Origin of the sequence: Microbacterium jejuense, from assembly GCF_019511665.1 — a bacterium.
GTDB classification, from domain to species: Bacteria; Actinomycetota; Actinomycetes; order Actinomycetales; family Microbacteriaceae; genus Microbacterium; species Microbacterium jejuense_A.
Window position 1 is genome coordinate 35,018 of record NZ_JAEUAW010000001.1, and the last position, 20,808, is coordinate 55,825.

The 20,808-nt window shown below is 70.8% G+C and carries 13 protein-coding genes; 9 read left to right on the forward strand and 4 right to left on the reverse strand.

The features are described 5' to 3' along the window. Positions 1-195 precede the first annotated feature (195 nt). From JNB62_RS00130 to JNB62_RS00140, 3 genes are read right to left on the reverse strand one after another with little or no spacing between them, the layout of a single operon-like run. Positions 196-801: a YesL family protein gene (locus JNB62_RS00130; RefSeq protein ID WP_220298857.1), complete on the reverse strand. Its 606-nt coding sequence runs from the start codon at positions 799-801 to the stop codon at positions 196-198. Between the two features lie 16 nt (positions 802-817). Next, positions 818-1,807: a LacI family DNA-binding transcriptional regulator gene (locus tag JNB62_RS00135; RefSeq protein ID WP_220298858.1), complete on the reverse strand. Its 990-nt coding sequence runs from the start codon at positions 1,805-1,807 to the stop codon at positions 818-820. Then, positions 1,801-4,404: a glycosyl hydrolase family 95 catalytic domain-containing protein gene (locus JNB62_RS00140; RefSeq protein ID WP_220299181.1), complete on the reverse strand. Its 2,604-nt coding sequence runs from the start codon at positions 4,402-4,404 to the stop codon at positions 1,801-1,803. The genes JNB62_RS00135 and JNB62_RS00140 overlap by 7 nt, the downstream gene beginning before the upstream one ends. Positions 4,405-4,521: 117 nt before the next feature. Between JNB62_RS00140 and JNB62_RS00145 the strand changes: the two genes are divergently transcribed. The 3 genes from JNB62_RS00145 to JNB62_RS00155 are packed head-to-tail and all read left to right on the forward strand — an operon-like array spanning position 4,522 to position 11,428. Continuing rightward, positions 4,522-6,573, forward strand: coding sequence for a beta-galactosidase (locus tag JNB62_RS00145; RefSeq protein ID WP_220298859.1), 2,052 nt, complete (start codon positions 4,522-4,524; stop codon positions 6,571-6,573). After that, complete coding sequence (gene yicI / locus JNB62_RS00150) at positions 6,570-8,912, forward strand: alpha-xylosidase (protein WP_220298860.1); 2,343 nt, start codon at positions 6,570-6,572, stop codon at positions 8,910-8,912. The genes JNB62_RS00145 and yicI overlap by 4 nt, the downstream gene beginning before the upstream one ends. After that, positions 8,909-11,428 (forward strand): glycoside hydrolase family 3 C-terminal domain-containing protein, encoded by a 2,520-nt coding sequence (locus JNB62_RS00155; protein ID WP_220298861.1) that lies wholly within the window; start codon positions 8,909-8,911, stop codon positions 11,426-11,428. Before yicI ends, JNB62_RS00155 begins: the two co-directional genes overlap by 4 nt. A 174-nt stretch (positions 11,429-11,602) precedes the next feature. Here the strand turns inward: JNB62_RS00155 and JNB62_RS00160 are convergent, their stop codons facing one another. Then, on the reverse strand, positions 11,603-12,514 hold the full coding sequence (locus tag JNB62_RS00160; RefSeq protein WP_220298862.1) for a DUF6807 domain-containing protein: 912 nt from the start codon (positions 12,512-12,514) through the stop codon (positions 11,603-11,605). A 163-nt stretch (positions 12,515-12,677) separates the two neighbouring features. On the opposite strand from JNB62_RS00160, the gene JNB62_RS00165 reads away from it, so the two are divergent. The 6 genes from JNB62_RS00165 (at position 12,678) to JNB62_RS00190 (ending at position 20,725) form a co-directional block, all read left to right on the forward strand. Next, positions 12,678-13,667 carry an ABC transporter permease gene (locus JNB62_RS00165; protein ID WP_220298863.1) on the forward strand — a complete coding sequence of 330 codons (990 nt, stop codon included), beginning with the start codon at positions 12,678-12,680 and terminating at the stop codon, positions 13,665-13,667. Next, positions 13,654-14,646, forward strand: coding sequence for a carbohydrate ABC transporter permease (locus JNB62_RS00170; RefSeq protein ID WP_220298864.1), 993 nt, complete (start codon positions 13,654-13,656; stop codon positions 14,644-14,646). The genes JNB62_RS00165 and JNB62_RS00170 overlap by 14 nt, the downstream gene beginning before the upstream one ends. Before the next feature lie 116 nt (positions 14,647-14,762). Further along, on the forward strand, positions 14,763-16,325 hold the full coding sequence (locus JNB62_RS00175) for an ABC transporter substrate-binding protein (protein ID WP_220298865.1): 1,563 nt from the start codon (positions 14,763-14,765) through the stop codon (positions 16,323-16,325). Between the two features lie 74 nt (positions 16,326-16,399). After that, positions 16,400-17,062 (forward strand): YesL family protein, encoded by a 663-nt coding sequence (locus JNB62_RS00180; protein WP_220298866.1) that lies wholly within the window; start codon positions 16,400-16,402, stop codon positions 17,060-17,062. A 5-nt stretch (positions 17,063-17,067) separates the two neighbouring features. Then, on the forward strand, positions 17,068-19,458 hold the full coding sequence (locus JNB62_RS00185; RefSeq protein WP_220298867.1) for a glycoside hydrolase family 2 TIM barrel-domain containing protein: 2,391 nt from the start codon (positions 17,068-17,070) through the stop codon (positions 19,456-19,458). A 34-nt stretch (positions 19,459-19,492) separates the two neighbouring features. Beyond that, positions 19,493-20,725: an ROK family transcriptional regulator gene (locus JNB62_RS00190; protein WP_220298868.1), complete on the forward strand. Its 1,233-nt coding sequence runs from the start codon at positions 19,493-19,495 to the stop codon at positions 20,723-20,725. The last annotated feature ends 83 nt before the right edge of the window (positions 20,726-20,808 follow it).

The window sequence follows — 20,808 nt, forward strand, 5'->3', positions numbered from 1 at the left end:
TGTCGTCTTTGCGGGCAGGTGGATGCCTCCGACCGCGCTCCTCATTTGAGATGCATGGCCGGATTGCGGAGCCGCGGCGGGCGAGCGGTGCGCATCCGGGCCCCGCTCCTCAGTCGAGGACGCTGCACGCGGGTGGGAGGAGTGGATGCCGCGACCGCCGGCCGACCGCGGTCCCCTGCATCCCGGACCCGAGGATCAGGACTCGTGGCGAGAGAAGACGCTGCGGAAGAGGAACGCCGTGGCGTAGGCGCCGACCGAGAAGCCGACGGTCAGCACGATGAAGCCGAACGGGGGGAAGAGGATCGTGAAGACGACGAGGCTCACCGGGATGAGCAGCACCCCGAGGGTGCGCACGGGCTCGGCGGCCGGCAGCAGCAGGGCGTTCTTGACCGTCTGGCGAACGGGCGCGCGGAAGCGGGCGACCTGCGCCATGCCGTAGAGGAACGCGGCGAACAGGTACAGCGCGCCCAGCAGCGCGACGATGCCCGCCACGCCGCCGAGGATCGACGGCATCGCGAACCAGAACGCGCTGCTGAACCCGAGCAGGGCCGCGGGTGCGAGCAGGCACAGCATGACGAGGGTGGCGCGGCCGAAGTTCGCCCGGAACGCGGGGAGGAAGTCCTTCAGCGGGCGGCCGCTCTCGTCGTCGGAGTACCGGATCGTCACCTCGTACAGCGCGCTCGTCGCCGCGCCGATGGTCACCACGGGGATGCACAGCACGAGGTACAGCAGGTTGAGTGCGACGAACGTCAGGAACGTCGTGAGGCCGCTCAGCGCGCGGCTTTCGGGGTCGATGCGCATGGGGTCGGTGCGTGCGTTACGGGGCGGTCGTGCTTCCGGTCAGTGCCGGCGGCAGCAGCCGCACCGATGGCTTGGCGCCGTTCGCGAGGATCTCGCAGATCATGTCGGTCGCGGCGGCGCCGATCGCCTCGGCGGGCACCGCGATGCTGTCGGCGAGCCCCGGTACCGAGCGGGCGACATCCTCGGGGCACAGCGCGAGCACGGCGAGGTCGTCGCCGCGCTGCCGGCCGCGCTGCGCGATCGTCGCCGCGACGTGCGGGAGCGCGCCCTCGTTGTGCACGAAGAATCCGGTGATCGCGGGGTCGTCGGTCATGACGTCGGCGACCGTCGCGACGGCCTCGGCGGTGCTGGGGCAGGCGTGCACGGTGCCCACGACGCCGCTCGCCTCGCACGCCGCGAGGAAGCCGCGGGCCAGGCGGTCGGCGTACGAGGTGTGGCGGGCCATGACCTCCAGCGGCGATCCGATGAGCGCGAGCCGGCGGTGGCCGAGCGCGACCAGCCGGTCCACGGCCAGCCAGCCGGCGGCCTCGAAGTCGAAGTCGACGCACGGGATCGCGCGGCGGCCCTCGGGCAGGCCGATGAGCACGCTCGGATGCTCCAGGCCCGAGAGCGTGTCGATGCGGGGATCGTCGGATTCCACGTCCATGACGAGAAGGGCATCGACCATCGACCCCTTGGCGGCGCGCTGCAGCGCCTTGGAGTCGTCGCTGGCGAGCAGCAGGATGTCGTAGCCGTGCTTGCGCGCCTGCGTCACCACGCCCGTGACGATCTGCATCACGACGTGGACGTCGACGCCGGTGCGCAGCGGCGCCTGCAGGCCGATGACGTTGGTCGAGCGCGAGGCGAGCGACCGGGCGCCCGCGTGCGGGCTGAAGCCGAGGCTGTCGATGGCCTTCTCGACGCGGTCCCGCGTCTCTTGCGAGATGGCGCGCTTGCCGCTCATGACGTACGAGACGGTCGAGATCGACACCCCCGCCGCCTGCGCGACGTCCGCGATCGTCACCATGAGGTTCCCCGTCCTGCTAGGTCGAACACCTGGGTGGTCCCGGGAGCGAGATCGAAGGTGTCGATCGGACCGTCCGGCCCGTACACATTCATTGTCGTCGTTCGCGCGCCCGCGCGAAGACGCGCGCGCACGAGCCGCCCGGCCGCCCATTCCAGGTCGACGGACACCTCGCCGCGGACCCGGATGCCGCGCACGGCGCCGTCCGGCCACTGCGGCGGCAGCGCCGGCAGGAGGTGCACGCGCACGGCGCCGGTCGCATCGTCGTCGAACGACTGCACGAGCGCCTCCGCGATCGCCGCGGTGAGGCCCAGGTTGCCGTCGATCTGGAACGGCGGGTGGGCGCTGAAGAGGTTGGGGTACAGGCCGCCGCGCTGGCCGCCGGCTGGGCCCACGCCGCCGGAGGCTCCGCTCGACGCGTCAGCGGCGAGTGGAGGGGCGGTGGGGACCGGGTCGGCGGGGCGCAGCGCCATGCGGATGTGCTCGTGCACGGCGGAGCCGTCGCCCAGCCGCGCCTGCATGGCCGCGCGCCATGCGAGGGCCCACCCCGTCGACTCGGGGCCGCGCAGGCGGATGGACTCGGATGCCGCCCGCGCGAGCTCGGGCGTCCGCCCGGGCGTGATCTGCGCGTAGGGGTAGAGCCCGACGAGGTGTGACAGGTGGCGGTGCAGCGGCTCGGCCTCGACGCGTTCGCGGTCCCATTCGAGCAGGTCGCCGCGAGGCGCGATGCGCGGGTCGGGCAGCGCCGCGGTCCGGGCCCCGAGCGCAGCGACCCACGGTTCGTCGACGCCCAGTGCCGTCGCCGCGCGGCGGCACACGTCGGCGAGCTCGCGCAGCAGCGCGACATCCATCGTCGCGCTGACGGCGACGCCGCGCTCGCGTCCGGCGGCGTCGAGGTAGTGGTTCTCGGGCGATGTCGACGGACTCGTCCAGGCGCGCTCATCGTCGCCCTGGATCCACGACAGCGCGAACGCCGCCGTCGATGCGAGCACCGGCCACGCCTCGTCGCGCAGGTACGAGAGGTCGCGCCCGTACGCGTAGTGGTCCCACAGGTGCAGCGCGATCCACACCCCGCCGAGGGCCCAGTTCGCCCACGCCGGGTCGCCGTGACCTGCGCCCACGGGGGCGGCGAACCCCCACGCGTCGGAGTTGTGGTGCGCGACCCAGCCGTCGGCGCCGTACAGCTCGCGCGCGACGACGGGTCCTGTCGTCTCGGACAGCCGCCGCACGAACCGCAGCAGCGGCTCATGGCATTGCGCGAGCCCGGTGGTCTCGGCCGGCCAGTACGCCATCTGCAGGTTGATGTTCGTCGTGTAGGCGCTCGACCACGGACCCGGAAGCTCGGCGTTCCACAGTCCCTGCAGCGTGAGCGGCAGGCCGCCCGGCTGGGATGAGCCGATGAGCAGATACCGCCCGTAGTGGAACGCCAGCGCGGCGAGCCCGGGATCGTCGCGCTCCTGCGCGCGCTCGACGCGCTCGACGGTGTCGATCTCGTCGTCGAGGCCGGGCAGCTCGAGCGCGCACCGGTCGTAGAGGGTGCGGTGTGCCGCCTCGTGCGCGGCACGGAGGACGTCGGGGTCGGACGAAGGGATGCCGGCGGCCAGCGCCGCCGCGCGCTCGATCGCTCCCGCGCCGGGGTCCGGGTCGCCGGGGATCGAGGGCGATGATGCCGTCGCGATCGCGAACAGGTGAGCCGTCGTGGGCGCGGCCACGAGGGTGTCGTGCGCGATCTCGGACTCCCCGAAGTGGCGCACGACGACGGCGCCGTGGCGGCCCGTCGACTCGTCATAGCGGATGGGCTCGTCGGGCTGCTCGTGGCCGGGGGCGACGTCGACGGGGAACCACCAGTCGGCCGCGAGGGCGCCGTCGGAGGCGTGCGGCGCCGATCTCGCGCGCAGCAGCGACCCGACCTTCACGCTGACACGCACCGGGGCGTCGGCGGTGATCTCGTGCATGATCGCGCCGGTCACGAGGTCCGCCCACGTGCGGTGCCGCACCGCCACGCCGTCCCGGACGTACTCGTGCGTCGCGACGCCGGTGGGCAGGTGCAGGCGCCGCGAGTGGGATTCGCTCGTCCCCTCGGACGCGGGGTCCCGGTCGCTGAGCGAGCGCCAGCGAGACGAAGCGTGGCGCGCCGGCCGGATGTCGCTCGTATCGCCCGGGTTGCGCTTCGTCTCGCTCGTTCCTCGCTCGCTCAGCGACCGATGAACGAGGTGTCCGGCATCCACCGCGGGCTCGACGTCCACATCCACCCACCCCAGTGGCAGATAGGCCTGCACCCAGGGCGCCTGCATGCGCTGCAGGAGGGTCTCGGCGCCGTCGAGGTCGTCGCCGTCGAGGGCTTCGCGCACGGCGGCGAGCGCCCCCGAGCCGCGCAGTGCGACGCCCCCGAGCGGGTCGGCGTCGGCGCGGCCGGACCAGGCCGTCAGGTCGTTCAGCCACAGTCGGTCGCCGCCTGACAGACCGGCGCACATGGCCCCGCGGACGCCGTTGCCGATGGGGTACGCCTCGAGCCAGCGGGTGGCGGGGGTCGACGCGCGGAGCACGTGCAACGCCTCGGCGGGAGCCGGCGGTGCCGCAGCATCGCGGCGCGTGGACATCGTCACACCCTTAGTATATGGTCTCGGTGTTGAAGCGCTTCGAAAGTTCGACGGACTGCTCGGAACCGCTCTCCCAAACCGTCAACGATCGAAACTCAGCGAAGAGGTTCCCGCCCCATGGCCCGCACCACGACTCGGCGTCGCGCCGACGCGCTCTCGCCGCTCACGGACGACATCGGCATCGCCTATGGCGGCGACTACAACCCCGAGCAGTGGTCGCCCGAGGTGTGGCGTGAGGATGCCGAGCTCATGGTGCGCGCCGGCGTCAACCTCGTGACCGTCGGCGTCTTCAGCTGGGCGCGACTCGAGCCGAGCCCGGGAGAACGCGACTTCGCGTGGCTCGACGAGGTGCTCGACCTGCTGCACGCGCACGGCATCGCGGTCGACCTCGCCACGCCCACGGCCTCGCCGCCACCTTGGATGGGCGTCCTCCACCCCGAGACCCTTCCCGTCGACCGCGACGGCGTACGGCTCGTCGCGGGCTCGCGCAATCAGTTCACGCCGGCATCCCGCGTCTATCGCGACTACGCCCTCGCGATCGCGACCGACCTCGCCGAGCGCTACCGCGATCACCCCGCCGTGCGCCTGTGGCACGTGGGCAACGAGTTCGGGCAGATCGACTTCGGTCCCGAGGCCGAGCGCGAGTTCCGGCTGTGGCTGCGCGAGAAGTACGGCACGATCGACGCGCTCAACGACGCGTGGGGCACCCTCGTCTGGGCCCAGCGCTACCGCGAGTTCGACGAGATCGTGCCGCCGCGACGCATGCCCTATCTCGTCAACCCCGCGCAGTCGCTCGACTTCCGCCGGTACACGTCGTTCGCGCTGCAGCGTGTCTTCGCGGAACAGCGCGACGCGATCCGCGCCGCCGGGGCGACGCAGCCGGTCACCACGAACTTCATGGGGTTCGAGCCGCTCACCGACCTCTGGTCGTGGGCCGACGAGGTCGACATCGTCGCCGACGACCAGTACCCCGACCACGCGTCGCCCACGGCGTCGAGCGACACGGCCCTCATCCAGGACCTCATGCGCTCGCTCGGCGGCGGGCGGCCCTGGGTCCTCATGGAGCAGGCGGTGAGCGCCACCTCCTGGCGCCCGCACAATCTGCCCAAGTCGGCGGATCGCTCCCGGCTCGACTCGCTGCAGGCCGTCGCCCGGGGGGCCGACGCGATCTGCTTCTTCCAGTGGCGGCAGGCGCGCTCCGGTGCGGAACGCTTCCACTCCGCGCTCGTGCCGCACGCCGGCGCCGACACCGAGGTCTTCCGCGCGGCCTGCGCTCTCGGCGCCGATCTGCGGCGACTGCGACCGGTCACGGGCGGTCGCGTGACGGCATCCGTCGGCGTCCTGTTCGACTGGGAGTCATGGTGGGCGGGCGAGGAGCCCGGCCGCCCGACCAGCCGCCTCGACACGCTCGAGCAGGTGCGCCGCTGGCACCGCGTCCTGTGGCGGCGGGGTATCGCGGTCGACCTGGTGCCGCCGGGCGCCGACCTCTCGGCGTACCGCGCGGTGCTGGTTCCGCACTCGTACATCGTGGAACCGGATGCCGCCACCGCCCTGTGCGCGGCCGTCGAGGCCGGTGCGAGCGTGGTCGTCGGGCCCTTCTCGGGCGTGGCCGACCGCAACGGCGAGGTGCTGCAGGGACGCTCGCCGGTGCTGCTGCGCGACATCGTCGGCGTCGGCGGCGAGGAATGGGTGGGTCTGCCCGACGAGCCGACCCGGCTGATCGTCGACGCGGCGTGGACCACAGCACCGGCCGTCGCGCTGCACGCGGGCGTCCTCGGCGAGCGGCTGCGCGCCGACGGCGCCGAGGTGCTGGCGCGCTTCGAGGGCGGGCACCTCGACGGCGCCCCCGCCATCACCCGTCACGCGGTCGGCGAGGGCACGGCCTGGTACCTGGGCGCGATCGTGTCGGACGATGCGCTCGCCGCCGTCCTCGACGACGCGCTCGACGCCGCGGGCATCGTGGGCGCGACACTTGACCGCGCACTGCCGGACGACGTCGAGGCCGTGCAGCGCGGCGGCGCCCTCTTCCTCCTCAACCACGGCCGGACGGCGGGGCACGTGACGCTGCCCGGTCCACGGCGGGATCTCTTGTCGGATGCGGACGTCGACGGCCGGGTCGCCCTGGCCCCCGGCGCCGCCATGGTGCTCATCGAAAGGCACGCACAGTGAAGTTCACCGATGGCTACTGGCTCACCAGGCCCTCGTTCAGCCCCCTCTACGCGATCGAGGTCGACGACATCCGCCTCGACGAGGCCGCCGGGACCATGAGCGTGTACGCGCCGACCGCGGTGATCCGCGAGCGCGGCGACACGCTCAACCGGCCGATGCTGACGGTGGTGTTCTCGGCGCCGGCGCCCGGCGTCGTCAAGGTCCACCTCGAGCACCACGCCGGCGTCCTGCACCGCGGCCCGGATTTCGAGATCCACGCGACGGAGGGCTTCGTCCCGACCGTGCGGCTCGACGACGAGTGGGGCGTGCTCGAGGCGGGTTCGCTCAGGGTGCGCGTCGCGCGCTCGGGGCCGTGGCGCGTGGAGTTCGTCAGCGACGGCCGCGTGCTCACGACGTCGCTGCCCCGGTCGATCGGGCACATGACCGGCAACGGCCGGCCGCACACGGCGATCCGCCCGAGCGGCGGCGACCCGACGTGGCTGCACCAGCAGCTCACGATCGAGCCGGGCGAGCGGGTGTACGGCCTGGGCGAGCGCTTCGGCGCGTTCGTCAAGAACGGCCAGACCGTCGACTCGTGGAACGCCGACGGCGGCACGTCCAGCGAGCAGTCGTACAAGAACGTGCCGTTCTACGTCACGAGCCGCGGCTACGGCGTCTTCGTCGACAACCCGGGCAACGTGTCGTTCGAGCTCGGCAGCGAGGTCAACTCGCGCGTGCAGTTCTCGGTCGAGGGCGAGTCGCTGGACTACTACGTCATCGACGGCCCCGAGCCCAAGGACGTGCTGCGCCGCTACACGGCGCTCACCGGTCGTCCCGCCCGCGTGCCGGCGTGGTCGTTCGGGCTGTGGCTCACGACGTCGTTCACGGCGAGCTACGACGAAGACACCGTGAGCGCGTTCGTCGACGGCATGGCCGAGCGCGACATCCCGCTGTCGGTCTTCCACTACGACTGCTTCTGGATGCGCGAGTACCAGTGGACGGACTTCGAGTGGGACTCGCGCGCCTTCCACGACCCGGTGGGGCAGATCGCGCGCATGCACGAGCGCGACGTGCACGTGTCGGTGTGGATCAACCCGTACATCGCGCAGCGCTCGGCACTGTTCCGCGAGGCCGCCGAGCACGGGTACCTGCTCAGGCGCGCCGACGGCCCGGGGAACACCGCCGGCTCTGTGTGGCAGTGGGACATGTGGCAGGCGGGCATGGCCCTCGTCGACTTCACGAATCCCGATGCCGCGGACTGGTACGTCGGCAAGCTCCAGGGCCTGCTCGACCAGGGCGTCGACACGTTCAAGACCGACTTCGGCGAGCGGATCCCCGTGGACGGCGTCGTGTGGCACGACGGGTCGGACCCGCAGCGCATGCACAACTATTACGCGAAGCTGTACAACGAGGTGGTGTTCCGCGCGCTGGAGCGCCACAAGGGCGTCGGCAACGCGGTGGTGTTCGCACGCTCGGCGACCGCGGGTTCGCAGCAGTTCCCTGTGCACTGGGGCGGCGACAGCGACTCGACGTTCCTGTCGATGGCCGAGTCGCTGCGCGGCGGGCTGTCGCTCGCGATGTCGGGCTTCGGCTACTGGAGCCACGACATCGGCGGCTTCGAGGGCACGCCCGATCCGGGACTGTTCAAGCGCTGGCTGGCGTTCGGCCTGCTCTCGTCGCACTCGCGCCTCCATGGTTCGTCGACCGTGCGCGTCCCGTGGGCGTTCGACGACGAGGCCGTCGACGTCGCACGCGAGTTCACCAAGCTCAAGATGCGCCTCATGCCGTACCTCGCCGGCGCCGCCGAGCAGGCGCACACCGACGGCACGCCGATGATGCGCCCCATGGTGCTGGAGTTCCCGGGCGACCGCTCGGGCTTCGACGCCGACACGCAGTACATGCTGGGCGAGTCCCTGCTGGTCGCACCCGTGTTCACCGCCGACGGCACGGTCGAGTACTACGTGCCCGAGGGCGAGTGGACGTCCCTCCTCGACGGCTCGATCGTGGACGGCCGCCGCTGGGTCACCGAGACGCACGGCTACGATTCCGTGCCGCTGCGCGTGCGGCCCGGCACGGTGCTGCCCTTCGGCGCCGACGACAGCCGGCCCGACTACGACTGGGCCGACGGCGTCACGCTGCGCTGCTTCGCACTGCCCGACGGGTACGACGCCGTCACGACGGTGCCCGGCCACGACGGCTCGGCGTCCACGTCGTTCCGCGTGCTCCGCGAGGGCCGCACGATCACCGCGATCTCGGACGACGCCCGCGCCGCGTGGGCGCTGCAGGTGGGCGACCGGATCGTCCGGGGCGAGGCATCCACCCTCTCCCTTCAGCTCGACCTCGAGGAGGAGGCACGATGACCGATTCACTGGATGCCGTCACGCCGGTGTTCCGCCAGACCGACCGGCCGCTCGCCGAGCGGGCGCGCGACCTGCTCGACCGGCTCACGCCCGAGGAGCGCATCGCGATGCTGCACCAGGTGGCGCCCGCGGTCGAGCGGCTCGGACTCGCGGAGTGGCACACCGGGTGCGAGGCGCTGCACGGCGCAGCGTGGCTCGGGCGCGCGACCGTCTTCCCCCAGCCGGTGGGACTGGCCGCCACATGGGACGAAGACCTCGTGCGCCGCGTCGGCGAGGTCGCGGCCGTCGAGGTGCGCGCCAAGCACGCCGAGGACCCGCGCGTGAGCCTCAACGTGTGGGCTCCCGTCGTCAACACGCTGCGCCACCCGGGCTGGGGCCGCAACGAAGAGGGGTACTCCGAGGACCCGCACGTGACCGCCGTGTTCGGCACGGCGTACTCGCGAGGGCTTCGCGGCGACCACGAGCGCGTGTGGCGCACGGTGCCGGCGCTCAAGCACTTCCTGGCCTACAACAACGAGACCGACCGCTCGGTGACCTCGTCCGAGATGTCGCTGCGGACGCTGCACGAAGAGGAGCTGCCCGCGTTCCGCGGTGCGATCGAGTCGGGCGTCGCGGGCGGCATCATGCTCGCCTACAACCGCGTCAACGGCGTGCCCGCCCACACGCAGCCCGAGCTCGTCGCCGAGGCGCGGTCATGGTCGGACGAGTCCATCGCGGTGGTGTCGGATGCCGGCGCCCCGACCTTCCTCGTCACCACGCAGCGTGCGCAACCCGACCATGTCCACGCGGCAGCCGCTCTCGTGCGATCGGGACTGGACTCGTTCACCGACAACGAGGCGAACGCGGCACCGACGATCGGCTATGTGACCGAGGCGATCGCCGCGGGTCTCATGACGGCCGAGGACGTCGATCAGGCGGTGCTGCGGCTGCTGGAGCTGCGGATCAGGACCGGCGAGTTCGACGGCGACGCCGACCCGTACGCGGGCATCACGGCCGACGCCATCGACGCGCCCGGCGCGCGCGAGCTCGCGCGCGAGGCGGTGGCACGCTCGGTCGTCGTGCTGCGGAACGACGCCGGCGTGCTGCCGCTGACCTCGGCCGGGAGGGTGGCCGTCGTCGGCCCCCTCGCCGATCTGGTGCTGACCGACTGGTACGCGGGCACGCCGCCGTACGCCGTCGGCATCGGCGCCGCAGCCGCCGAGCGGTTCGGCGAGGCCGAGGTCGTGACGGGGGCCGACACCGTGGCGCTGCGCGCCGCGTCGAGCGGCCGGTATGTCACCGCCACGGCGGACGGCTCGACCGTCGAGGCCTCGTCCGACACGGTCGGCGAGGACGCGCTGTTCGACGTGACGGACTGGGGCGACGGCATCCTCACGCTCCGCTCGCACGCCAGCGGGCTGCTGCTGACGGGAGGCCGTTGGCCGATGCGCGCCGACGCGACGCGCGTGGGGGAGTGGGTCGTGCAAGAGAGCTTCCGCGCGCACCACCACGCCGACGGCACCGTGTCGCTGCTGCACCTCGGCTCGGGGCGATGGGTGCGCACGTTCCGCGACTCGGGGCTGCTGGCCGCCGAGGCCGTGACGCTGGCGGGGGCCGAGCGCTTCGGCGTCCGCGTCGTGCGCTCGGGCGCTGAGGCGGTCGCCGACGCGGCCGCCCGGGCAGATGCCGTCATCGTCGCGGTCGGCAACGACCCGCACCTGAACGGCCGCGAGACCGAGGACCGCCCGCATCTGCGCCTGCCCTCGGCCTGGACCGAGCTGTGGCGCGTCGCCCGCGAGGCCAACCCGCGCACGGTGCTGACCATCGTGTCGAGCTACCCGTACGTGCTCGACGGCGCCGCCGCGGCCGAGACCGTGGTCTGGTCGAGCCACGGCGGCCAGGAACTCGGCCACGGCGTGATCGACGTGCTGTCGGGCGACCGCGAGCCCGCCGGGCGCCTGTCGCAGAGCTGGCCGGCGACCGAGCAGCAGGCCGGCGACCTGTTCGACTACGACACCCTGCGCCAGGGCGCGACGTACCGGCATCAGCCCGGCGCCCCCGCCTTCGCGTTCGGGCACGGCCTCACCTACACCTCGGTGTCGTACGAGTCCGTGACGGTCCGGCATGCCGTCGTCCCGGCGCCTGCGCCGACCCACCGGCATGCGGGCTTCGCGCCGCGCGACGGCGACGAGCCCGTGGGCGTGACCGTCCGGGTCGCCAACACCGGCGGGCGCGACGCCGAGGAGCTGGTGCAGCTGTACGCGCTGCCGCCGCGCGACCTCGGCCTGCCGACGCCGCGCCGCCTGCTCGTGGCGTACGCCCGCGTGCGCCTCGCCCCCGGCGAGACCCGCGACGTCGAGCTGGCGTTCGGCGTCGACCGCCTCGCCGTGTGGGACGACGCCGTGCGCCTCCCCGGCGCCGTCGACGACTGGGTGCACCAGGGTGCGCTGCGCGTGCAGCCCGGCGTGTACACGCTCGCCGCCGGGCCCTCGGCGTGGGACCTCCCGGTCTCGGGGGTGCTGGAGGTCAGCGACTGACGCGCTCCATCCGCGGGTCGGGTTCTCGAGTGCGGCTCGCGACGTTTCGTCTTCGCTCGTTCCTCGCTCCGCTCAACGACCGGAATTCTGGTCGTTGAGCGAGCGGAGCGAGTCGAAACGCCGCGACCCGCTCATCGGACCGGACCACTCTCGCGGCGCCTGCGTAGCGAGGCCCTACGGCGTGAGCTCGGCCGCCAGGATCCGCGTCTCTTCCGGCGTCCAGATGCGGTCGCCGAACACGTGGCGGTGGGTGAGCGACAGCTCGGCGTCCGGCGCGAGCACGATGTGCTCGGCGAACGAGGGCGAAGGCGCGAGGATCGGCGTGGGCTCGCTGCGCACGAACCAGCGGATCGCGGGGCCACCGGTCGAGGTGCCCGCGTAGGCGAGCACCGTGCCACCGCCGTCGACCTCGTCGTGCTCGCCCGAGAACGCCACCCACGGGGCCACGAGGCCCATGACGGCATCGGCGCCGGCGTCGTCGGCGAGCCCGCCGGCGAGCACGCGCCCGCCGGTCCACGCCCGCGGCATGCGGATGACGTACCCGGTGTAGCCGGCGTTGGGGCGGCCCTGGGTCGTGGGGCTGCCCAGTTCGAGCTCGTGCCCGGCGACGTTGCGGAGTGTCGTCGCGAAGTCGAGGATCCACAGCCCGCGCTCCGGGTCGACGCCGTGGAACCGGTGTGTGCGAGTCTCGTCGACCCACGCCGCGCCGGCCCGGGTGATCCACGTCAGCTGTTCGACGAACGACACCGCGGGACCGGCATCCACCACTTCCGTGAAGGCGTCGTGACGCATGCGCCCGACGTTGTCGAGCTGCACGTACCCGCTGCCCTGTCGGTACGTCGGTCCGCCCCAGAAGTTCTCGCCCGACACGTGGGTCCACGTGAACTGCAGGCCCTTGTGCCAGCGGTGGTCCCACGGGCGGTAGGCGGTCAGGGGAGCGCCGTCGAGCGTGCGGAGCGGGTGCAGGAACGGCTTGGGGCCCTCTGACGCGGCACCGCCGGCATCGAACGCGTAGCGGGCGATGTCGACGCCCCCGGTGGTGACGACGGCTTCCGCGTCGTCGATGCGCAGGGCCAGGTCGGTCATGCGTCCATTGTCGCCGACGGTGGCGGAAAACGCATTCCGAAAAAACCTCTTGTCACGCGCCCGACCGTCCGGTTACAGTGACCGATAGTTTCATCGAGGGTTAGTTTTATCCCTGATCTTGGTGTCGGCGTCGACACCGGTTGTCACCGCAGAGAGGCGGAGGATGGCTCTGAAAGAAGCGCCCCAGCAGGCGGCGCCACCCCCGCCGCGGACGGTGGAGGCACGGCCGCCGCGCAAGCGCAAGACGTTCTGGCAGCACGTGAAAGACAGCCGCATGCTGCTGCTGATGTGCGTCCCGGCGATCCTGTACTTCGTCGCGTTCAACTACGGGCCGCTGCCCGGCATCTGGATCGCGTTCACCAACTTCAACTACACGGACGGCATCTTCGGCAGCCCGTTCGTGGGGTTCAAGAACTTCGAGTTCCTGATCAAGTCGGGGCAGCTGTGGGTGCTCACGCGCAACACGATCCTCTACAACGTCGCGTTCATCGTGCTGGGGAACATCTTCCAGATCGCGATCGCCATCATGTTCAACGAGGTGCGCCTCAAGTACTTCAAGAAGGTCACGCAGGGCGTGATGTTCCTGCCGTACTTCATCTCGGTCGTGCTCATCGGCGTCATCGCGTTCAACCTGCTGAACTACGACACGGGCGCTCTCAACACGCTGATCAAAGAGACCGGCGGCGACCCGATCAAGATCTACAGCATGGCCGGCATCTGGCCGATCATCATCATCCTGGTGTTCCTGTGGCAGAGCACGGGGTACGGCTCGATCGTGTACTTCGCGGCCATCATGGGCATCGACAAGGGGCTGTTCGAGGCCGCCGCCATCGACGGCGCGTCGGCGTGGCAGCGCATCCGCTACGTCATCCTGCCGAGCCTCAAGCCGACGTTCATCATCCTGCTGCTGTTCTCGCTGGGCGGCATCATGCACGGCAACTTCGGCCTGTTCTGGAACCTCGTCGGCAACAACGCCGCACTGTTCCAGACCACCGACATCATCGAGACCTCCGTCTATCGGATGGTCATGTCGCAGAACAACTTCACGACCTCGACGGCCGTGGGGCTGTATCAATCGCTGTTCGGCTTCGCCATCGTGCTGCTGGCGAACTGGATCGTCAGAAGGATGAACAAGGACTATGCCCTCTTCTGATCTGCTGCTGCCGTCGGCGACCGAGACGCTGACCACCGTCTCCGGCAAGCGGCCGAAGCAGCGCTGGTGGACGCGGTCCAACCGTGCGCGTCCGGTCAAGCTCGCGCGCAGCGACTACGTGCTGCGCGGCATCTCGTACGTGTTCATCACGGTCTTCTCGCTCTTCTGCCTGCTGCCGTTCGTGCTGATCCTGTCGGCATCGTTCTCGAGCGAGTCCGCGATCCGCGAGAGCGGCTTCGGCCTGTTCCCGAAGGACTTCACGCTCAACGCGTACGAGTACATCTTCGCGGCGCCTCAGCAGATCCTCGGCTCGTACATCGTCACCATCACGATGACCGTGACCGGCACCGCAGTCGGGCTCATCATCATCGCGATGACGGGGTATGCGCTGTTCCGGCAGGACTTCCGGTTCCGCAACCACATCACGTTCTTCATCTACTTCACGACGCTGTTCTCGGCGGGCCTCGCGCCGACCTTCCTGTGGGTGAGCCGCACGCTGGGGCTGCGCGGGAGCTATCTGGCGGTGTGGCTGCCGCTGCTCATGACGCCCTGGCTCATCATCCTGATGAAGAACTTCATGCGGACGGTCCCGTACGAGGTCATCGAGTCGGGCAAGGTGGACGGCGCCGGCGACTTCCGGATCTTCTGGCAGCTGACGCTCCCGATGATGAAGCCGGCCCTGGCCACCGTCGGGCTGTTCCTCGCCCTCGGCTACTGGAACGAGTGGTACCTCTCGTCGCTGTATCTCGGCTCGACCGTCGAGTTCAAACCCCTGCAGTACTACCTCTACAACATCATCAACACGGCCAACGCCCTGCGGAACTCGGTCGCCGGCTCGAACGTGAGCATCACCGACCTGCCGAGCAACACCCTCAAGATGGCCAGCGCCGTGCTCGCGACGGGACCGATCCTGCTCGCCTACCCCTACGTCCAGCGGTACTTCGTGAGCGGCATCACGGTCGGCGCCGTGAAGGGCTGAGCACCCCCGCTGACTCGGGCGGTCCCGCTGCGGCGGGAACCGCGGATCGGGATGCCGCCACCCGGCGACGCCCCTGCACGTCCCCACCCAAGAGATGAGAGCCGAAGGAGCCTCACATGTCACACCGCATCATCAAGGGAGTCGCCGCCCTGGCGGCACTCGGCCTGGGCGCCGGCGCGTTGGCGGGATGCACCGCCGACAGCAGCGACGACTCGGGCAAGCCGACCGAGATCACCATGCTGGTTCTCGGCGACAAGCCCACCAACGGCCGGCTGGAGGCCATGCTCGACAAGCTGAACGAGAAGCTCGTCGATGAGGTCAACGCCAAGCTCGACCTGTTCTACGTCGAGTGGGCCGACTGGCAGACGCAGTACAACCTCCAGCTGCTGTCGGGCGACGACAACGTCGACCTCATCACGACGGCGACGGACTGGCTGTATGCGTGGGAGAACGCCGAGAAGGGCGCGTTCCTGCCGCTGACCGAGGACATGCTCAAAGAGAACGCGCCGAAGACGTGGGCGCAGGTCGACGCGGACGGCGACTGGGACCTCACCAAGCTCGACGACCAGATCATGTTCATCCCCGAAGACAACTACACCCAGTACACCAACCACGGTTTCTTCTACCGCGGCGACTGGGCCACCGAGGCCGGCTTCCCGAACGGCGAGATCACGAAGTTCGAGGACTTCACGACGTACTTCGAGTGGATCAAGGCCAACAAGCCCGAGGCCTATCCGTGGGATGTCGCCGGCGCGGCGAACGGCGAGGCCGCCCTCACCGGCTACCTCCAGGGCCACACCGACTGGGGAACGCTCCAGGGCGTCAGCGCGGGCAACTACGCGCCGTTCCAGATCTCGGCGTCGGACCCGTACACGATCACGTCGTGGTACATGGACAGCGACGAGCTGATCGAGGCCGCCGAGCTCACGAAGGAGTGGAACGACCTCGGGGTGTGGCGCGAGGACGCGCTGAACTACGACGGCGACACGCGTGAGGAGTTCTACGCCGGGCTGTCGGGCACCGACCAGCACCACACGCAGACCTTCATCGGCCAGATCGTCAACAACATGACCACGAAGCAGCCCGGCTCGGACCCCAAGATGTTCTACTGGGGGCAGGAGAACGGCAACGTCTTCAAGGACATCAAGACGCACGGCGCCATGGCGGTCAGCGCGAACTCGAAGAACCCCGAGAAGGCCCTGCAGGTCTACGACCTCATCCGCAACGACGAGGAGGCCTACGACCTGCTCAACTTCGGCATCGAGGGCACCGACTACGTCCTGACCGATGACGGCAAGCTGACCTACCCCGAGGGCTACGACTCGTCGACCGACTCGCTGGGCTCGAACTTCTGGGCCGGCCGCATGGACGAGTTCGAGTACACGAAGCTGACGGACGCTCCGAACAAGGACGAGATCTACGCGTCGCTCGACGAGGTCGCGAAGGACTACCCCTACTCGACGCTCATCGTCGACAAGTCGGCCATCGACCCGACTCTCGCGGCGATCGGCGGCGTGCTGTCGGAGTACATCCCGCAGCTGGAGTACGGCAAGTTCGACGACCCGGCCGCGGCGGTCGCCGAGATGCGCCAGAAGCTGAAGGACGTGGGCTTCGAGGACGCCCGAGCCTCGTTGCAGTCCGACCTCGACACGTGGGCAGAGGACCACGAGGTCGACTGATCCCGTCTGCCGGCCGGGCGGGTCCGCACACCGCGGGCCCGCCCGGCCGCCACTCCACGAAAGTGAGCACCAGCATGGCTGGCATCTTCGCGCCGGATTCGACGCTGATGCGGTTCCTGACCCGCATCGCCGATCTGATGATCCTCAACGTGCTGTTCCTCGTGAGCTCGATCCCGCTGGTGACGCTGCCGGCGTCGCTCACGGCGCTCAGCTTCGTGTCGCTGCGGATCGCGAGCGACACCGACCGCACGATCACGGGCGACTTCGTCCGCTCCTTCCGGCAGAACTTCCGCCAGGCCACGGTCCTCGGACTGCTGGTCGCGGCCGCCGGGGCGGGCCTGACGGCCTGGTACGTCGTGGTGACGCAGCTCGTGACGGACGGCATCGCGAGGTTCGTGCTGCTGGCGGCCTGGTTCGTGCTGGTCTTCGTCGCCCTGATGTGGGCGCTCTACGTGTTCCCCTATCTCGCCAAGTTCGAGGGCACCACCCGCGAGGTGCTGCGCAACGCGCGGCTCATGTCGTTCCGGCATCCCCTCGCCCCGCTCACCGTCATCGTGCTCAGCGTGCTCGCCGCCGTCGTCACGATCTTCTCGCCGCAGGCCACCGGCTACGGTCTGCTCTGGCTGCTCATCGGCTTCGCCGCGATCGCGTATCTCGGCGCCCTCCTCTTCGCGCGCGTCTTCGAACGGTACGCGCCGACCCCGACCGTCTCGTCCGCCCTCGAAGAAGAGGACTGAACCGCATGCGCAGCTTCGCCGTAGAGCACTGGGCGTTCGCGCTCGCCGACGACCGCGACGCGTGGTCCAAGCGTCACGACGACTCGGCCTGGCGCGCGGTCCGCGTGCCCCACGACTGGAGCGTCGAGCTGGGGTTCGACCGCTCCGCCTCCAGCGGCACCGGGTATCTGCCGGGCGGCATCGGCTGGTACCGGGCGCACGTCTCGCTGCGCGAGTTGGCGGCGAAGCCGGGGCAGCACGTGCGACTCGCGTTCGAGGGGGTCTACAAGAACGCCGACGTGTGGGTCAACGGGTACCACCTGGGCGGGCGCCCGTCCGGCTGGGTGCCGTTCTCGTTCGATCTCACCGAGCTGCTCGAGTACGCACCCGACGACGACCTCGTCATCGCGGTCCGTGTCGAGCACACCGACATCTCGGACGCGCGCTGGTACAACGGCTCCGGCATCACGCGGATGGTCGCACTGCAGGTGCACGAGGCGGTGCGGCTCGGCGAGCACGGCACGGTCGTGACGACGGAGTCCCTGGATGCCGCAGCCGCGACCCTGCGGATCACCCATGCGCTCGCCTCCGACGCCGGCACACCCGTCGCCGTCCGCGTCCGGCACGAGCTCCGCTCGCTCACGTCGGACCGCGTGCACGAGTTCGCCGCCGACGCGGTGGTCCCCGCCGCGGGGCGGACCGACCTCACGCTGCAGGCCACCGTCCTCGATCCCGAGCCCTGGTCCGACACCGCCCCGCACCTGTACCGGCTGACCACGACCCTCGTGTGGGACGCCGATGGCGAGGAGCATCGCGCGTCGTACGAGCTCGTGACCGGCATCCGCACCATCGCGTTCGATGCCGACACCGGGTTCTCGGTGAACGGCGAGCCGCGCGTGCTGAAGGGCGTGTGCCTGCACGAGGACGCGGGAACGCTCGGCGTCGCGGTGCCGGCCGCGGTGTGGCTGCGGCGCCTGCTGTCGCTGCAGCGCATGGGCGCCAATGCCGTGCGCATGGCGCACAACCCGCACGCGCCCGAGCTGTACGCACTGTGCGATGCGCTGGGGCTGTTCGTCATCGACGAGGCGTTCGACGAGTGGGAGAACCCCAAGAACAAGTGGTGGCAGGGGCACAACGTGTACCCGCCCCGCCACGAGGGCTACGCCAAGGACTTTCCGCAGTGGCACGAGCGCGATCTCGTCGCCATGATCGAGGCGCACCGGCACCACCCGTCGATCATCGCGTGGAGCATCGGCAACGAGGTCGACTACCCGAACGATCCGTACGCGAGCCCGCTGTTCGACGAGATGACGGGCAACAACGACGCGAACAAGCCCGCCGCCGAGCGCGTGTACGACCCGAGCCGTCCCGACGTCCGTCGCCTCACGACGATCGCCCGGAGGCTGGCCGGCATCACGCGGCGCGCCGACCCGACGCGGCCGGTCACCTTCGCCGCCGCCTTCCCCGAGCTGTCGAGCCGCACGGGGCTCTTCGCCGAGCTCGACGTCGTCGGCTACAACTACAAGGAGCACCTCTACGCCGACGACCATGAGCGTTTCCCCGCCGTGCCGTTCCTCGGCAGCGAGAACGGGCACGGCTACGCGCAGTGGCGCGCCGTCACCGACCACGACTTCATCGCCGGCCAGTTCCTGTGGACCGGGATCGACTACCTGGGCGAGGCCCACGGGTGGCCCATCCACGGATCGGGTGCCGGACTGCTCACGCTGGCCGGCTTCGAGAAGCAGACGTGGCACCTGCGGCGCAGCTGGTGGTCGGACGAACCTGTCGCGCACCTCGTGACGCGTCCGCACGCCGAAGGCGCGGGAGCCGACTTCTGGTCGCACCCGGTCGGACGCGCATGGGATGCCGCCGACCCCCGCCCGGTCGAGGTCCTGGCCTTCGCGAACGGCGACGACCTCTCGCTGTCGTGCGACGGCGACGAGCTCCCGCTTGTGCGCGACGACGCCCACGGCTACTGGACGGCAGTGGCGCACCCCCGCGCGGAGGCGCTCGTCCTGGAGTCCCGGCGGGGCGGGGAGGTCGTCGCCCGCGACGAGCTCGTCGCCCGCGGTGAGGCCGTTCGCATCGAGGCGGAGGTGTGGATGCCGCCGGCCGATGCCGTCGCGGCGTGCACGGCCGCCGGCATCCCGCTCCACGGCGTGCTGCAGATCGAGTGCGTGCTGCGCGACGCGGCGGGCGCGATTGCGCGGGACGACCGGATCGTCGAGGTCGTCGTCGACGGCGGCGACCTGCTCGGTGTCGAGAACGGGGATCTGGCGGATGTCACGCCGTACGCGACCGCCGCGCGGGCGACGCGGGACGGGCGCCTGATCGTGTACGTCCGCCCGCACGGGACGGTGACGGCGCGGCTGCGGGCGGAGGGGCTGCCCGACGGCCGGGTCGTGCACGGCGCGTGACATACTGGCGGGATTCGACGGTGCAGGAGTGAGCATGGGGGTGCTTCGACGGACGTCGCGCGACATCCGCAGCGATTCGCGGCTGGACGTCCTGCATGCGGTGCTGTCGGCCGGTGAGACGACGCGCAACGAGCTGACGCAGACGACGGGGCTCAGCCCGGCGACGGTCGCGACGGTCGTGGGCGACCTCATCGGCGAGGGGATCGTCGTCGAGACGAAGGTGACCGCGGGGCGCATCGGGCGTCCGACGGCGACGCTCGCGATGAACGCCGCGCGCGGCCGCGTGGTCGGCGTCGACGTCGCCGAGACGTACATCCGCGCCGTCGTGTTCGACGCCGCGCTCAACCAGCTCGCGCACGCCCAGGTCGCGCGCGACGAGCACGTGCTGGACCCGGACTCGGTCGTCGAGGGCATCGGCCGCGCCGTGGAGCTCGTGCTGGCCGAGGGGGACGTGCGACGGGACGAGGTGCTCGGCGTGGGCGTCTCACTGCCCGGTCTCGTGCAGGGTCCGAACACCGTGTCGGTCGTGGTGCCGAACTGGACGTGGCACGAGGTCGAGCTCGACCGCCTGCGCGAGCGCGTGGGCATGCCGCTGGTCATCGACAATCCGCTCAAGGCCATGGCGACCGCCGAACTGTGGCTCGGCCGCGGGCGGTACGTCTCGAGTCTCGCCACCATCAACCTCGGCACCGGCGTCGGCGCGGGGGTCGTGCTCGAGCGCCGCATCCTGCGGGGGGCGACGAACTCCGCGGGCGAGTGGGGCCACTCGCTGCTCGTGCTCGACGGGAGGAGGTGCCGCTGCGGGCGCCACGGCTGCGTCGAGGCGTACGTCGGGGTGCCCGGCATCCAGCAGACGCTCCGCGAGATCGACCCGGGCCACGCCCTCGTCCGGCTCGAGGCGCAGAGCGACTTCATCGCCGCGCTCGCGCGCGCGGCCGACAGTGCGGAGCCCGACTCCGCCGTCGACGAGACGATCGCGCGCACCGCCTACTACCTGGGCTCGGCGCTCGCCGACCTCGTCGCGGTCGTCAATCCCGAGGTCGTCGTCCTCACCGGCTGGACCACGTGGGCGCTCGGCGACAAGCTGCTGCCCGCCACGCGCAGGCACCTGCAGGAGCAGGCGCCCGGCTGGTCTGCGCGCGACCTCCTGCTCGAGATCTCGACGGTCGAGGGCAACTCCGTGGCCACCGGAGTCGCGACGACCGCCCTGGAGCGCTATCTGGCCGATGTCGGCCTGCTGACCACGCAGATCCCCATCGCCCTGTGAGTCGCTTCGCGCGGCGCGGGAATATACCGCGTTCGCGCCCGTTTGGGTAGGGCAATCCCGGTGGAATCGCCCCGCGGTAGCGT

Excerpts from the sequence above, each read along its gene's own strand:
- JNB62_RS00130 (WP_220298857.1), bottom strand. The coding sequence starts at position 801 with ATGCGCATCGACCCCGAAAGCCGCGCGCTGAGCGGCCTCACGACGTTC.
- JNB62_RS00135 (WP_220298858.1), bottom strand. The coding sequence starts at position 1,807 with ATGGTGACGATCGCGGACGTCGCGCAGGCGGCGGGGGTGTCGATCTCG.
- JNB62_RS00140 (WP_220299181.1), bottom strand. The coding sequence starts at position 4,404 with ATGTCCACGCGCCGCGATGCTGCGGCACCGCCGGCTCCCGCCGAGGCG.
- JNB62_RS00145 (WP_220298859.1), top strand. The coding sequence starts at position 4,522 with ATGGCCCGCACCACGACTCGGCGTCGCGCCGACGCGCTCTCGCCGCTC.
- JNB62_RS00155 (WP_220298861.1), top strand. The coding sequence starts at position 8,909 with ATGACCGATTCACTGGATGCCGTCACGCCGGTGTTCCGCCAGACCGAC.
- JNB62_RS00160 (WP_220298862.1), bottom strand. The coding sequence starts at position 12,514 with ATGACCGACCTGGCCCTGCGCATCGACGACGCGGAAGCCGTCGTCACC.
- JNB62_RS00165 (WP_220298863.1), top strand. The coding sequence starts at position 12,678 with ATGGCTCTGAAAGAAGCGCCCCAGCAGGCGGCGCCACCCCCGCCGCGG.
- JNB62_RS00170 (WP_220298864.1), top strand. The coding sequence starts at position 13,654 with ATGCCCTCTTCTGATCTGCTGCTGCCGTCGGCGACCGAGACGCTGACC.
- JNB62_RS00175 (WP_220298865.1), top strand. The coding sequence starts at position 14,763 with ATGTCACACCGCATCATCAAGGGAGTCGCCGCCCTGGCGGCACTCGGC.
- JNB62_RS00180 (WP_220298866.1), top strand. The coding sequence starts at position 16,400 with ATGGCTGGCATCTTCGCGCCGGATTCGACGCTGATGCGGTTCCTGACC.
- JNB62_RS00185 (WP_220298867.1), top strand. The coding sequence starts at position 17,068 with ATGCGCAGCTTCGCCGTAGAGCACTGGGCGTTCGCGCTCGCCGACGAC.
- JNB62_RS00190 (WP_220298868.1), top strand. The coding sequence starts at position 19,493 with ATGGGGGTGCTTCGACGGACGTCGCGCGACATCCGCAGCGATTCGCGG.